General features: G+C 58.5%; 14 protein-coding genes and 1 tRNA gene. 9 read left to right on the top strand and 6 right to left on the bottom strand.

The window, feature by feature from the left end; all coding sequences use genetic code 11:
• Window positions 1-35 precede the first annotated feature (35 nt).
• The 6 genes from yajC to BMZ42_RS06890 all read left to right on the top strand — a co-directional run bounded on the left by yajC (window position 36) and on the right by BMZ42_RS06890 (window position 5692).
• The gene (yajC, locus tag BMZ42_RS06915; RefSeq protein ID WP_091520334.1) at window positions 36-380 is read left to right on the top strand and encodes a preprotein translocase subunit YajC; all 345 of its coding nucleotides are present in this window, start codon (window positions 36-38) and stop codon (window positions 378-380) included.
• A 57-nt stretch (window positions 381-437) separates the two neighbouring features.
• Entirely contained in the window at window positions 438-2990 is a 2553-nt protein-coding gene (secDF, locus tag BMZ42_RS06910) for a protein translocase subunit SecDF (protein ID WP_091520252.1), read from the top strand.
• A 4-nt stretch (window positions 2991-2994) separates the two neighbouring features.
• On the top strand, window positions 2995-3384 hold the full coding sequence (locus BMZ42_RS06905; RefSeq protein ID WP_091520251.1) for an Mth938-like domain-containing protein: 390 nt from the start codon (window positions 2995-2997) through the stop codon (window positions 3382-3384).
• Between the two features lie 31 nt (window positions 3385-3415).
• Window positions 3416-4234 (top strand): phytoene/squalene synthase family protein, encoded by an 819-nt coding sequence (locus tag BMZ42_RS06900; RefSeq protein WP_091520248.1) that lies wholly within the window; start codon window positions 3416-3418, stop codon window positions 4232-4234.
• 73 nt (window positions 4235-4307) lie between these two features.
• Window positions 4308-4742 carry a hypothetical protein gene (locus tag BMZ42_RS06895; protein WP_091520247.1) on the top strand — a complete coding sequence of 145 codons (435 nt, stop codon included), beginning with the start codon at window positions 4308-4310 and terminating at the stop codon, window positions 4740-4742.
• Complete coding sequence (locus tag BMZ42_RS06890) at window positions 4739-5692, top strand: sterol desaturase family protein (protein ID WP_091520243.1); 954 nt, start codon at window positions 4739-4741, stop codon at window positions 5690-5692. The genes BMZ42_RS06895 and BMZ42_RS06890 overlap by 4 nt, the downstream gene beginning before the upstream one ends.
• Here BMZ42_RS06890 and BMZ42_RS06885 read toward each other — a convergent pair whose 3' ends face one another.
• From BMZ42_RS06885 to BMZ42_RS06875, 3 genes are all read right to left on the bottom strand, one after another.
• On the bottom strand, window positions 5693-6535 hold the full coding sequence (locus BMZ42_RS06885) for a crotonase/enoyl-CoA hydratase family protein (RefSeq protein WP_091520240.1): 843 nt from the start codon (window positions 6533-6535) through the stop codon (window positions 5693-5695).
• 114 nt (window positions 6536-6649) lie between these two features.
• Entirely contained in the window at window positions 6650-8053 is a 1404-nt protein-coding gene (gene trmFO / locus BMZ42_RS06880; protein WP_091520237.1) for a methylenetetrahydrofolate--tRNA-(uracil(54)-C(5))-methyltransferase (FADH(2)-oxidizing) TrmFO, read from the bottom strand.
• Between the two features lie 193 nt (window positions 8054-8246).
• On the bottom strand, window positions 8247-8387 hold the full coding sequence (locus BMZ42_RS06875; protein WP_091520234.1) for a DUF1127 domain-containing protein: 141 nt from the start codon (window positions 8385-8387) through the stop codon (window positions 8247-8249).
• 238 nt (window positions 8388-8625) lie between these two features.
• On the opposite strand from BMZ42_RS06875, the gene BMZ42_RS06870 reads away from it, so the two are divergent.
• Window positions 8626-9738, top strand: coding sequence for a DUF2157 domain-containing protein (locus tag BMZ42_RS06870; protein WP_091520233.1), 1113 nt, complete (start codon window positions 8626-8628; stop codon window positions 9736-9738).
• On the top strand, window positions 9735-10316 hold the full coding sequence (locus tag BMZ42_RS06865; protein ID WP_091520230.1) for a GDYXXLXY domain-containing protein: 582 nt from the start codon (window positions 9735-9737) through the stop codon (window positions 10314-10316). Before BMZ42_RS06870 ends, BMZ42_RS06865 begins: the two co-directional genes overlap by 4 nt.
• Window positions 10317-10331: 15 nt before the next feature.
• On the opposite strand, the gene BMZ42_RS06860 is transcribed toward BMZ42_RS06865, so the two are convergent.
• Window positions 10332-10416: transfer RNA gene (locus BMZ42_RS06860), tRNA-Leu, on the bottom strand.
• Between the two features lie 303 nt (window positions 10417-10719).
• Between BMZ42_RS06860 and tig the strand changes: the two genes are divergently transcribed.
• On the top strand, window positions 10720-12207 hold the full coding sequence (tig, locus tag BMZ42_RS06855; protein WP_091520229.1) for a trigger factor: 1488 nt from the start codon (window positions 10720-10722) through the stop codon (window positions 12205-12207).
• Window positions 12208-12299: 92 nt separating this feature from the next.
• Here the strand turns inward: tig and radC are convergent, their stop codons facing one another.
• Both radC and map read right to left on the bottom strand, forming a co-directional pair.
• Window positions 12300-13061 (bottom strand): RadC family protein, encoded by a 762-nt coding sequence (radC, locus tag BMZ42_RS06850; RefSeq protein ID WP_091520226.1) that lies wholly within the window; start codon window positions 13059-13061, stop codon window positions 12300-12302.
• Between the two features lie 50 nt (window positions 13062-13111).
• Window positions 13112-13939 (bottom strand): type I methionyl aminopeptidase, encoded by an 828-nt coding sequence (gene map / locus BMZ42_RS06845; protein WP_091520332.1) that lies wholly within the window; start codon window positions 13937-13939, stop codon window positions 13112-13114.
• Window positions 13940-13947 lie beyond the last annotated feature (8 nt).

The following is a 13947-nucleotide window of genomic DNA, read 5'->3' as shown; positions in this document are numbered from 1 at the left end:
GCGGTCCCTTCGCGCATTCGTCTCAGGAGTTTCTCATGTTTGTGACCCCGGCATACGCTCAATCTTTGGGCGGCGGCGGCAGCGGCGACATTCTCGTCAGCATTTTGCCGTTCATACTGATTTTTGTTATCATGTACTTCCTGATCATCCGGCCGCAGCGTCAGCAGATGAAGCGTCGCGGTGAGATGTTGGCAGCAGTGCGTCGTGGCGACACGGTTATTACGGCTGGCGGGCTTGTCGCGAAGGTGACCAAAGTGGTCGACGACAATGAACTCGAACTCGATCTCGGAAATGGCGTGAAGGTGACTGCGCTGCGTTCGACCATCGCCGACGTTCGCGTCAAGGGCGAGCCGGTCGCGAACCAGAACGCCAAGAAGTAACCGTATACACGACGGTATCGGTATCGGTTTCCGTTCTGTCTGACTGGACATACTAATATGCTCTATTTCTCGCGCTGGAAGACGATAGCGATCTGGCTCGTCGTAGCGGTAGCAGTGATCATTGCTGCCCCAAATACGATGAAGCAGTCGGTCTTGGATTCGCTGCCGGACTGGCTCCCCAAGAAGCAGATGACCTTGGGTCTCGATCTTCAGGGCGGGTCGCACATCCTTCTCCAGATCGATCGCGATGGAATGATCGCCGATCATCTGGACACAGCGCGCGATGACATCCGCATTGCGTTGCGCGATGCCCGCATCGGATATACCGGCCTGACAGGATCTGGCCGTTCGGTGCAGGTGCGCATACGCGATGCCGAGCAAATCCAGGCGGCAAAAACTGCGCTTGCGAGTCTGACCGAGCCGATTTCGTCGGGCCTGTTCGGTGCTGGTTCAGTGCGCGAACTGACGATGGATGAGGCTGAACCCGGCCTTTTCCGTTTTACGCTGACTGACGAAGGTATCGATTATCGTCTTGCCACTGCACTCAACCAGTCGGTTGAAGTGGTAAATCGCCGCGTGAACGAGCTTGGAACCACCGAGCCGATCATTCAGCGGCAGGGCACTGACCGGATTCTGGTTCAGGTTCCCGGTCTTGATGACCCGCAGCGGCTGAAGGACATTCTCGGCAAGACGGCGCGTTTGTCTTTCCAGATGGTCGATCAGTCTGTCCCGGCACAGGAGGCGATTTCTGGTCGCCCACCTGCCGGCACGACCGTCATGTATTCTCATGACGATCCGCCGGTGCCTTACATCATCGAGAACCGCGTCATTGTTTCCGGTGAAAATCTGATCGACGCACAGACCAGCTTTGATCAGCGGACCAACGAACCCGTCGTCTCATTCCGTTTCGACAATCAGGGTGCAACGCGCTTTGGCCAGGCAACGCAGCAGAATGTTGGTCGCCTGTTTGCCATCATCCTCGACAATCAGGTAATTTCAGCACCGCAGATCCGTGAGCCTATTCTTGGCGGTTCCGGACAGATCTCCGGCAATTTTACCGTGCAAAGCGCCAACGACCTCGCCGTGCTCCTGCGTGCCGGTGCGCTTCCGGTCGACCTCAACATCATCGAAGAGCGTACCGTCGGTCCAAGCCTGGGCGAGGATTCGATTCAGGCAGGCGCACTCGCCGCGGGTGTCGGCTCTGCACTTGTCGTCATTTCGATGTTTCTGATCTATGGCTCGCTGGGGCTGATCGCAAATCTGGCGTTGCTAGCGAACGTCGCGATGCTGGTGGCGATTCTGACCATGCTTGGGGCAACGCTGACGCTTCCGGGCATTGCGGGCATCGTGCTGACCGTTGGTATGGCGGTCGATTCGAACGTCATCATCTTTGAGCGGGTTCGTGAAGAAGTCGCGAGAGGGCGCTCCATAGTTCAGGCATTTGACCAGGGCTTCCAGCGCGCGCTCTCAACCGTTGTGGACGCCAATCTGACATCGATGATCGTTGCGGCCATCCTGTTCTACGTCGGTACCGGTCCTGTGCGCGGCTTTGCCGTCACGCTGGGTCTGGGGCTGCTGACGACGGTGTTTACCGCCTACACGCTCACTCGCTGGATGGTGGCAGTCTGGTGGTTGCGCCGGTTCAAGCCAACCAATCTTCCCAAGGGGTTGGTCCACTACTTGCCACTTGAGCCGAAATTCAAGTTCATGCAGCTTCGCAAGCTGATGTTCGGCTTCTCCATCGCCAGCTCGCTGGCTGTGGTGGGGTTGGCCTACGTAAAGGACTTCAACTACGGCATCGACTTCATGGGCGGTTCGCTGATTGAGGTTCAGGCGAAGGGCCCGCAAGCAGACTCCGGAGATGTTCGCGCACGTCTGTCAGACCTCAATCTTGGAGAAATCCAGGTTCAGGCCTATGGTGAGCGTGAACTGATGATACGCCTGCAGACGCAGGAAGGCGACAATGCGGAGCAGTCCGCGATGCAGCTTGTCCGCGATACGCTTGGCGCTGACTATGATTTCCGGCGCATCGAAGTTGTCGGCCCGACAGTCTCAGGCGAGCTGGCATTGACGGGCGTGCTGGGTATCCTTCTTTCGATGATCGGCATGCTGATCTACATCTGGCTGCGGTTCGAGTGGCAGTTTGGTGTTGGCGCAATCGTCTCGACGGCACACGACGTGGTCCTGATCGTCGGTGTCTATCTGCTGTTCGGGCTCGAAATGAACCTGACGGCGATTGCTGCGATCCTGACTGTCGTTGGCTATTCGATCAACGATACGATCGTCATTTACGACCGCATTCGGGAAACCTTGCGAAAATACAAGAAAATGCCGATTGAGGAGGTCATCAACCTTTCGCTCAATCAGACATTCTCGCGCACGATTCTGACGGGCCTGACGACGCTGATGGCGTTGGCGGCGCTCTACTGGTTCGGCGGTGAAGTGATTGCTACTTTCGTTCTGCCGATCTTCATCGGTATCTTCATCGGCGTCTATTCCTCGCTGTTTATCGCGGGGCCGATGTTGATTCTGTTTAAACTTCGCCCCGGTATGTTCGGCGAAGAAGAAGAAAAGGCGTCGGCGTCGCCACGTACGCCCGCGAAAGCCTGAGCAGATGCGTGAAGGTATCAACATCCGCGCGGCCCATTTTCCGGGCCGTGCGCCGATTGACGCTTATGGAGACGGCGGGTTCCGTTTCGCTGAGATGTCGCATCGGGGTTCGATCATGTGTCTGCCATCGGGCGTTCACGGTTGGAGCGTGACCGAACCTTCGCAGATCAACGAAGAGACCTTGTCGCGGGTGATCGGCGAGGCGGCTGAGATCAATATTCTCCTCGTTGGCACCGGTATTGATCTGGTGCCTCTTCCTCGTCCGCTGAGAGAGCAGTTTCGGGCACTCGGCATTTCGGTCGATTCCATGTCGACCGGCGCGGCGGTGCGAACCTACAACGTGTTGCTCGCCGAAGACCGCGCAGTGGCAGCGGTTCTGCTTGCTGTCGAGTAAGCGGATGCTATCGGCCCAGCAAATAAGCGGCATGCAGGAACTGCGGCAGGCCGATCCCGAGCGATATCTGGCAACGCTATATGCGCCTGAAGACAAGCGCGAAGCGTTGGCGGTGCTTTATCTGTTCAACGTCGAAATCGCAGCGATACGTGATCGTATCCACGAACCGCTGCCCGGTGAGATTCGTGTCCAATGGTGGCGTGATGTGCTCGCAGGAAACGGCGAGGGTGCGGAAGGGCATCCTCTGGCCGAGCGACTGATAGCTGTCATGAAGGCGCACTCCCTGCCGAAGGAAGCGTTTGACAGATATCTGGAAGCACGAATCTTCGACCTTTATGATGATCCGATTCCAAGTCGCAACGATCTTGAGGGCTATTGTGGTGATACCGCCTCGACGATCATCCAGTTGGCTGCTCTGATTCTCGATCCGAACGAAGCGTCACGGTTTGCTGCTGCAGCGGGACATGGCGGATGCGCACTCGCCATCTCGGGGCTGATCCGGCTACTGCCCGTACATACGCGACGTGGGCAGTGCTACATTCCCCAGGATATTTTGCAGGCAGCAGGGACAAGCAGGGACGAGTTTGTTCGCGCTCAGGCGCCCGAAGCCGCTATGCGTGCGATGGAGGCGATGATTGCGCTGGGGCGCGAGCATGCAGGCAAGCTCGCAGCAGATACAAAGGGAATGCCGCCGCTGCTTCGCCCGGCGTTCCTTCCGGCCGCCCTTGCACCCGCCTATTTTGACGCGGCATCCCGGCGCGGTTTCGATCCGATGCAGAGGGTCGCGGAAATCTCGGCGCTGCGACGCCACTGGTTGCTCTTTCGTACCGCGTCTTCGGGTTGGCGGTAGTGATGGAGCGACTTTGACGCGAGGTTAGTTTCAGGTAGCATCCCGTCTGGGAAATTGGGGGAGGGTGCGCTGAATGAACCTGCTTCTGCTGGCGACAGTGGTCGCGGCGGGTATATCGCTGGTTGTGCTCGTCGTGCATATGACGGGAGGAACCCGGCGTGCTTCATTTGCGGACGCCAAGGCTGCGGCCGAGCGCTTCGCGATCGACTTCCCCGATTTGCGACCGTCCTCTGTGTACCTGACGCAGGACGGCACCTGTGCATTCCTTGAATTGCCCAATTCACGAGTTGGCGTTGTCCACGCCGTGGGCGACAGGTTTTTGACGCGACTGATCGCGCGTTCCGATCTGTCGGGCACCCCACGCGCCTCCGCGCATACCGTGTCGCTCCGATTACGCGATTTCACCTGGAAGGGTGGAGAGTTTGTCTTCGCAGACGTGGTGACTGCCTATGCAGTCGAGGACCTGTTCACAGCATTACCACGGCGAATTTGGGAGAAGTCGTCATGAACGAGTATCAGTTCCCTTCCATCACGCAGTTGGCCATCCCCTTCTTCGTCGTCGCGATCCTGATAGAGGTGTGGCTGGTGCGTACAGGCAGGGCGCGCGGCGCATTTGAAACCCGCGATACGGTGACCAGCCTGATGATGGGGACCGGCAATGTGGTGGCAGGGCTGCTGCTCGGCGTTGTCTCTTACACTGCGCTTCTTTGGCTCTGGCAGTTCCGCATGTTTGATCTGGGACTTTCCTGGTGGGTGTTCCTGGTCGCGTTCCTGCTTGATGATCTGCGTTACTATTTCTACCATCGCATTGCGCATCGCGTGCGATGGGTTTGGGCTGAGCATGTCAATCATCATTCCAGCCAGCACTACAATCTGTCGACTGCATTGCGTCAGTCATGGACAGGGCTGTTCACCGGCATGTTCGTCTTGCAGACCCCGCTGGTTCTGCTCGGTTTTCACCCCGCGGTCATCGCGTTCGTGTTCGGATTCAACCTGGTCTGGCAGTTTTGGATCCATACCGAGACAATCGGCAAGATGTGGAGACCTTTTGAGTTCATTTTCAATACGCCGTCACATCACCGCTGCCATCATGCCACCAACCCCCGGTATCTTGATGCGAACTATGGCGGAACGCTTATCATCTGGGATCGGATGTTCGGGACATTCGTTGAGGAACTGGAAGAAGATTCGCCGCGCTATGGCATTGTCAGCAACATAGGCACGTTCAATCCCGTCAAAGTGGCATTCCATGAATGGGTGGCGATGTTCTCCGATGCCTGCAAGCCTGGTCTGTCCTTTGGCCAGCGGCTTGGGTATCTGTTCCGGCCGCCCGGCTGGAGCCATGATGGATCACGCGACACGTCGGAGACGTTGAAAGCTGCCTATGTCCGCCGAAATCCGACGGAAGCAGGCAAGCCTGGATTGCCGGAAGCTCCGCAGGGTATCCCGGCGGAGTAGCTATCTTCGGCTTGCAGGCTGATCCGCGAGAAGATTGTCGAAGGCAGGCTGTGTCTTCGACATCTTTGCCTGCACTGCCGTCATCAGTTCTGAAGCACGCAACATCCCGCCATTCCATGTCGCGATATAGTCGAGGCCGTCGGCGACGGAGTGATCGCGCGAATAGGCGAGGTTGCGCTTGATTCCAGCCAGCGCCAGCGGTGATTTTGCGGCCATCGAGCGCGCAAGCTCCCATGCGCCATCGATGAGAGCCTGGCGATCCCCGTACAGGCTGGAAACCAACCCCATGCTTTTGGCTTCGTCGGCCTGGAAGCGCCGTCCCGTGTAGGCCAGTTCGGCGGCGATCGCCGGCGCAATCAGTTTTGGAAGCCGCTGGAGCGTTCCTACATCCGCCGCCATCCCGATGTGGATTTCCTCGATCGCGAAGAACGCATCTGCCGACGCAATCCGCAAGTCGCAGGCGGTGATCATGTCGACCCCGGCGCCAATGCAGGCGCCATGCACCGCAGCGATCACAGGGAAGCGAGCTTTCTCGATGGCTGTGAATGTGTGCTGCAGCCGCAGGATCATCTCGCGCAGTGCGAGAGCTGCTCTTCCGGGTTCGCTTTCAAACAGGGTGGCAATGGTGGAAAAAGTTGCGAGATCCATGCCGCTGGTGAAATGCTTGCCTTCACCGGATATGATAGCGCAGCGGACCGTTTCGTCACTCCCGAACAGTTCGAGCAGCGACGGCAACTCAATCCAAAAATCGGGTGTCATGCTGTTGGCTTTGTCGGGCCGATCCATGGCAATGTGCACGACCCCATCGTCGCGCTCGACCTTGAAGAAGCTCAGATCCGTCATTGTCGTTCCTCCCCCGATACTCTCACCAGACCTAGTCCATTTTCAGGTCGAGCGGTAGCGGGGCCGACGAACGGCGATATCTTGCTGAGATGGCGGCTGGCCGCCAGTTCCGTCCTAGAGATCCTGAAGCCACGACTGGCAGTCGGCCAATGCACGTGCTGCGAGCGCGCGCTTCTTGGCGATGGCCTTGTCTTTACCCCGGAATCGGCCTTCGAAACCCTCAGGCTTCAATGCGGTGCCCGGCTCCAGAGGCGGGAAGAGCCCGAAGTTCACGTTCATTGGCTGGAATGAGCGCTTGCCCGGCTCGTCGTCGGAGACGATATGGCCGCCGGTGATGTGGTTGAGCAAAGCCCCAAACGCTGTCGTGAGTGGTGGCAACTCAACCGGGCGCCCCAAGCGTTCAGCCGCGGCGAAACGCCCTGCAAGAAGGCCGATAGCGGCCGACTCGACATAGCCTTCGCATCCGGTGATCTGGCCGGCGAATCGCAGGCCCGGACGCGACTTCAACTGCAGCGAACCGTCCAGCAGAGTAGGCGAATTGATGTAAGTGTTCCGGTGCAGGCCACCCAAACGGGCGAATTCGGCGTTCTCAAGCCCAGGGATCGTGCGAAAAATGCGAACCTGCTCACCGTGTTTCAGCTTCGTCTGGAAGCCGACCATATTGTAGAGCGTGCCGAGGGCATTGTCCTGGCGCAGCTGCACGACTGCATAGGCCTTGACGGTCGGATTATGTGCGTTCGTCAGGCCCATTGGCTTCATCGGCCCATGGCGCAAGGTTTCTGACCCTCGCTCCGCCATCACCTCGATTGGCAGGCAACCATCGAAATAGGGCGTACCTTCCCATTCCTTGAACTCGGCCTTGGCGCCTTCGTTAAGGGCGGCGATGAATGCCTCATACTGCTCCTTGTCCATCGGGCAGTTGATGTAGTCCTTGCCGCTCCCACCAGGTCCAACCTTGTCGTAGCGCGACTGGAACCAGGCGACATTCATGTCGATGCTGTCGAAATGGATGATCGGAGCAATCGCGTCGAAGAAGGCGAGGGCGTCAGCACCCGTTTCTGCGGAAATCGCTTCGGCCAGCGACGGTGCAGTCAGTGGGCCGGTCGAAATGATCGTCTGATCCCACTCCGCAGGCGGCAGGCCTGAAACTTCTTCGCGCACGATGGTGATCAGCGGATGGGCTTCGAGCTTGGCCGTAACGTCATCAGAGAAGCCGTCGCGGTCAACGGCCAGTGCGCCGCCCGCGGGAACCTGATTCGCATCGCCGGACGCCATGATGATCGAATTGGCCAGGCGCATTTCGGCATGCAATACGCCGACAGCGTTGGTTTCTGCGTCATCTGATCGGAAGGAGTTGGAGCAGACCAGTTCTGCCAGCCCTTCGGTCTTATGGGCTTCAGTGCCGCGCACCGGTCGCATCTCATGCAGAATGACCGGAACACCGGCTTGCGCGAGTTGCCAAGAGGCTTCGGAACCGGCAAGACCGCCGCCGACGACGTGAACAGGCTTGATTGTCATAGGCAGGGAATAATCCGCGTCGCTTGGGAATGCAAGGAAGCAGCGGAGACTGCCTTGCTGAAATAACAACACCCGCCGGGGGAGGAGGTCCGGCGGGTGTCGTTTAAGTGGCCCTCGACTGGGAGGAGGAAGTCTCGGGCCATATTCATCAGGGCATGGGAGGAGGAAAGCCCCGACGAAAACTCTGAATTCGTTAGACCGACTTGCGTGCAACGAACGGGATGTCACCACGGGTGATGCCCAGATCGTTCAGTTCGCGGTTGGACAGGCGGCTCAGCTCGTTGACGGTATCACGGTAGCGGCGCCAGTTGCGGTAGTTGCGGATGATGTTCATATCGTTCACCTAGACTGTTTCTTTGTTCTTGCGATGATTGGAAGATAGTCGCGGTTGCATCGGATTAGAAGTGACGATGGTGCATGGCAGCAATGCGTTTTGTGCAATGCAATATTAATGGCTGCAAATGGTTGCGGCCGAATTGTGACGGAATCCGTCTATCTAGCCGGAATTAGGGCGTAATTCTGTTTTTTTGTGCACCGCAACATGGTGTGATGGCAGTGTGAGGGAGAAGCCGATGACCGCGTATGTGACCCGGGTGCAGCAAGACATCGATCGGTGGCAGCAGGAAGGGCTGATCGACGGTCCGACAGCTGACGCGCTACGCCACGATGCGGCCACGCAGAAGAAGGTCGGATTTGCGCTCAGTTCCGTGCTGGCCATGATGGCCGCCGCGCTTTTTTCCGCAGCAATTCTCATTTTTATCGCTGCGAATTGGCAGGAAATACCGCGCTTGGGACGCGTTGCTATGCTTTTTGCGCTCATTTTGGGCGGCTATGCTGGTGGCGCGCTGCTCAAATTGAGGGGGCATTCAGGATATGGCGAGGCGGCCTGGGTCGTCGCCGCAGCTTCCTTCGGAGCATCAATCGCGCTGGTCGCGCAGATGTATCATATGTCCGGCGATGAGAAGGAGGCGATATTCGCGTGGGGTGCCGGCACTGCGCTCGCCGCGGCTGGCTTGCGATCCTCTCCCCTGACCGTCGGAGCAGTTTTGCTGGGCGGGGCCTGGTTGGTCCTCCACGGGCTTGAAAACTGGCTATCGAACTCCGTATCCGCCTCCTATTTGCTGATTGTCCTTTCCCTGTATGGATTGTCTTTCTGGACTGGTTCTCAAATCAGCCGGATATTGCTCATCCTGTCGCTGTTCCTGTTTGCTCTCATCCAATACGCGCAAAGTGAAAGCTCTACGGTTCCGGTGGTGCTCGGTCTTGCATCGGCAGCGCTGTTCTGCGCGGCGCGTTACAGGTCCGGAGACACCCAGCGGCTTCTCGGACTCGGGTCAGAGCTGATGGCGCTCGGACTGTTTGGTTTTCTCCTCGCGGTCGGGATCATGCAGTTCGCGCGGATCGATGAAAGCGGGTTCCTTCTGACGTCAATCGTGGCTTTTGCCGGTATCATTGCGGCGCTGCTGGCCGGCGGCGCGCTGAGCAGCCGGCTGCGCAAGCTCGCCTACGCAGCCTTTATTTTTCAGCTCGGTTTCATTTATGTCGTGATGCTGGGGACAATGCTCGACACCGCAGGGTTCTTTGTCGTCGGTGGCTTTGTGTTGGCGCTTCTGGCGTGGTTGATCACGCATCTTGAACGGCGCTTTGCTTCCAACTCCGCGGGAACTGCAGGAGGCCGCTCATGATTCCCCGTCGTCTGTTATTGCCGGTAGCCGTCGGCGTTGCGCTGCTCCAGATCGGCTTTCTGGTGTTCATGATCGCCGGACGAGCCTCGATCCTGCGTAGCGGCACTGAGGTGACGCTTCAGGTTGAGCCGGTGGACCCGCGCGACCTGTTGCGCGGCGACTACGTCGTGCTCGGCTACAATATCTCCAGAATTCCGACCTCAATCCTCATCAATCAAGAGGATGCTGCAAGCAACGGCGAAGATCGCGTGGTTTTCGTCCGTTTGCGAGCCGATGAGAGCGGCATTTGGCAGCCTGTTGCCGCCAGCTACGATGCCCACTTGCCGGAAGAGGCGGCAACCGGAGAGGTCGACATAAAAGGCGCCACTCACGGTTCATGGAGCGCGACGACCGAGTTCATCGACGTCGACTACGGCATCGAACGCTTCTATGTGCCAGAAGGTGAGGGGCGCGAGATCGAGCGCAATCTGAACGCGCGCAGCTTCAGGATGAAGGTTGTGGTTGACGCAAATGGCTCCGCGCAGATCAAGTCGTTCCACGACGGCGAAACGATGCTCTATGAAGAGCCGATATACTGAAAGGGAGTTTGAGGATGGTGCGGGTGGAGGGACTTGAACCCCCACGCCTCTCGGCGCTTGGACCTAAACCAAGTGCGTCTGCCAATTCCGCCACACCCGCGCATCCGGCTTGTCCCTAAGATAAGTCTTGCGTCAACGCAAGCTCTCATCTAGTGACGCGAATTCGTAATCGAAGTTGTGTGTGCTATTTTCAGACCAACGCCACATTTCGGTGACATAGGGACGGATGGCCCGGATTTCCGGGACAAGGTGCTGTGATTTGGCTGAAACGGGTTCCCGCGATGAAGATCGTGAAGGAGCGTTTCCATTCATCGGCATCGGGCCAGTCCCGGCCAGGAGTTTCCAGCAGGCTGGACGGCTTAGTCGCCGCTCCGCCAGCGTTGATGAAGACAAAGGTTGTGAGATGCAGGTAACTGAAACGCTCAACAGTGGGCTGAAGCGCCAGATCAAGGTGATTGTCCCCGCCGCGGACATGGAAGCCAAGCTCGCAGAGCGGCTTTCGGCAGCCAAGGACAAGGTCAAGATCAACGGCTTCCGTCCAGGCAAGGTGCCGACCCAGCACCTGCGTAAAATGTACGGCAAGTCTTTCATGGCCGAAGTGGTCAATGAGATTCTGTCGAACTCCACCCGCTCAATTCTTGAAGAGCGTGGTGAGAAGGCTGCAATGCAGCCGGAAGTGAAGATGACCGAGGATGAAGCCGAGGCGGACAAGATCCTCGCCGGCAACTCGGATTTCGAGTTTTCGCTCGATTATGAGGTTCTGCCTCCAATCGCGGAAATGGACCTGTCGACAATCAAGATTGAGCGACTGGTCTACGAAGTGCCGGAGACGGAAGTTGAAGAGCAGGTCGAGCGCGTCGCCGATTCCGCCCGCACCTACGAGCCGAAGAAGGGCAAGGCGGAACTCAACGACCGCGTGACCTTCGACTACCTCGGCAAGATCGACGGTGTGCCGTTCGAAGGTGGCGCGGCCGAAGACTCCGATCTCGTCCTGGGCTCGAACCAGTTCATTCCGGGCTTTGAAGATCAGCTCGTTGGCGTCAAGGAAGGTGATGAGACCACCATCACCGTGACCTTCCCCGAGCAGTATGCTGCAGAGCATCTGGCCGGCAAGGAAGCGACCTTCGACATCAAGGTCAAGGCTGTCGCCAAGGCAGGCAAGCTCGAGATCAACGACGAAGTTGCCAAGCAGCTCGGCCTCGAGAGCGCCGAGAAGCTGCGTGAGATCGTCAAGGGCCAGATCGAAAGCCAGTATGGCTCGGTCACCCGCCAGAAGGCAAAGCGCAAGCTGCTGGACGCATTGGACGAGGCTTACAAGTTCGAAGCGCCTTCGAAGCTGGTTGAAGCCGAATTCAACAACATCTGGGCACAGGTCAACAACGACCTCGCACAGGCAGGTCGCACGTTCGAAGACGAAGACACCAACGAGATCGAGGCCCGCGCAGAGTACCAGCGTCTGGCCGAGCGTCGGGTCCGTCTTGGCCTGGTGCTTGCCGACATTGGCGAGAAGGCCAACGTCCAGGTTAACGACGACGAGTTGCAGCGCGCTCTGTTTGACCAGATCCGTCGCATCCCGCAGAGCCAGCAGCAGCAGGTCTACGAGTTCTACCGTGAGAACCCGCAGGCGCTCGCTTCGATCCGCGCTCCGCTGTTCGAAGAGAAGGTGGTCGATCACCTGCTCAGCGTAGTGACAGTCGAAGACCAGAAGGTTTCGAAGGAAGTCCTGCTGGCTGACGACGATGAGGACGCGACGCAGTCCGAGGAAAAGAAGCCTGCAAAGAAGGCTGCGAAGGCAAAGGCCGAGAAGGCTGACGACGCTGCAGCTGAAGGCGAACCAAAGAAGAAGGCAGCACCCAAGAAGAAGGCCGCTGCCCAGGATGAAGCCGAGTAATCGGGTTTCACCGTACTGAATTGAAAAGGTCGCCCTAACCGGCGACCTTTTGTTTTATGGAGCTGTTGCGGGTGTTGATGGCACCACAGCCGTCAGATGAGCTGCATGCCTTTCAGTGTTGCATAGCCGTCGCGCCCGACGATGATGTGATCCAGCACCACGACGCCCAGGGGCTTTCCGGTGTCGGCAATCGTGCGCGTCATCTCAATGTCTGCACGTGAGGGACTGGGGTCGCCGGAAGGGTGGTTGTGCACCAGTATGATGGCCGTGGCAGACAGCTCGAGCGCGCGGCGCATAACCTCTCGCGGGTAGGCGGGCGTGTGGTCGACGGTGCCTGTCTGCTGCACCTCGTCGGCGATCAGCTGGTTCTTTTTGTCGAGAAAAAGGATGCGGAAATTCTCGCGGGGCTCGAATGCCATTGCCGCTCGGCAATAGTCGAGAACCTGCTGCCAACTCGACAGGACCGCGCGGCGGTTGATCCGGCCATGTGTCATGCGCCCCGCAGAGGCGGCGACAACCTTCAGGTCGAAGGCAGCTTCCTTTCCGATTCCCTTGATTTCTCTGAGCAAATGCTCGGGCGCTCCCAGTACCTCGGCGAAGCTGCCGAAGCGGGCGATCAGCGCCTTCGCCATCGCTTTTGTATCTGCACGCGGGATTGATCGAAAAAGAAGCAGTTCGAGCAGCTCGTAATCAGCGAGTGTGTCCGCGCCTGACTTACGCACGCGGGCACGTAGCCGGTCGCGATGACCGGCATAGTGGGGTTTGGGCGCCGGGGGAGGCTTCTGCTCAAGCTCAATTGCACGCAGCGGTGACTCGGCAAAGGAGCCGCGATTGTCGTTCTCTGCGCCTGCCATCCGCCCCTCCACGGTGTATGCCGCAAAGGGTACAGGATAAGGCAGTTCTGTCAGGCGGCAAGTCCTGGCGTTTCCAGCCCACCGGGCGAGCGTGTGAAGATTTCGCACCCGTCCGCCGTCACGCCGACCGTATGCTCATATTGCGCCGTCAGGGAGCGGTCGCGGGTCACTGCCGTCCAGCCATCAGACAGCACTTTCACGTGCGGACGACCCAGATTGATCATCGGCTCGATGGTGAAGATCATGCCTTCGCGGATCTCTACGCCCTCGTTTGCCTGTCCGTAATGGAGGATGTTCGGGGTGTCGTGGAAAAGGCTGCCGACGCCATGGCCGCAGAAATCGCGTACCACAGAGCAGCGCTCTGCTTCTGCATAGGTCTGGATCGCAGCGCCAATTGCCCCGGTACGAGCGCCGGGCTTCACAGCGGCAATGCCACGCACGAGGCATTCGTAGGTGACTTCCATCAGGCGCTCAGCGGCGCGTTTGATCTGGCCAACCGGATACATGCGGCTTGCATCGCCGTGCCAGCCGTCGAGGATGTAGGTGACATCGATATTGACGATGTCCCCATCGCGCAGTGGCTTGTCATCCGGAATGCCGTGGCAGACCACGTGATTGATAGAGGTGCAGGTCGATTTGGTATAGCCGCGATAGTTGAGCGTTGCCGGCAGCGCGCCATTGTCCATGCCGAACTCGAACACGAAGCGATCGATCTCATTTGTGGTGATACCCGGTTTCACCATGTCGGCCAGCGCATCAAGGCAACGCGCTGTGAGTTGGCACGCTTTGCGCATGCCTTCGAAAGCCTCGGGGCCGTAAAGTCGGATCTGGCCGGTGTTGCGTTGTGGCGCGGTGGCCGCATCGACATAGGTGACCATGTTGTCGC

Origin of the sequence: Aquamicrobium aerolatum DSM 21857 (genome assembly GCF_900113935.1) — a bacterium.
Classification (GTDB): domain Bacteria; phylum Pseudomonadota; class Alphaproteobacteria; order Rhizobiales; family Rhizobiaceae; genus Aerobium; species Aerobium aerolatum.
Note: the sequence above shows the minus strand (reverse complement) of the source record. Positions and strands in the feature narration are given on the sequence as shown.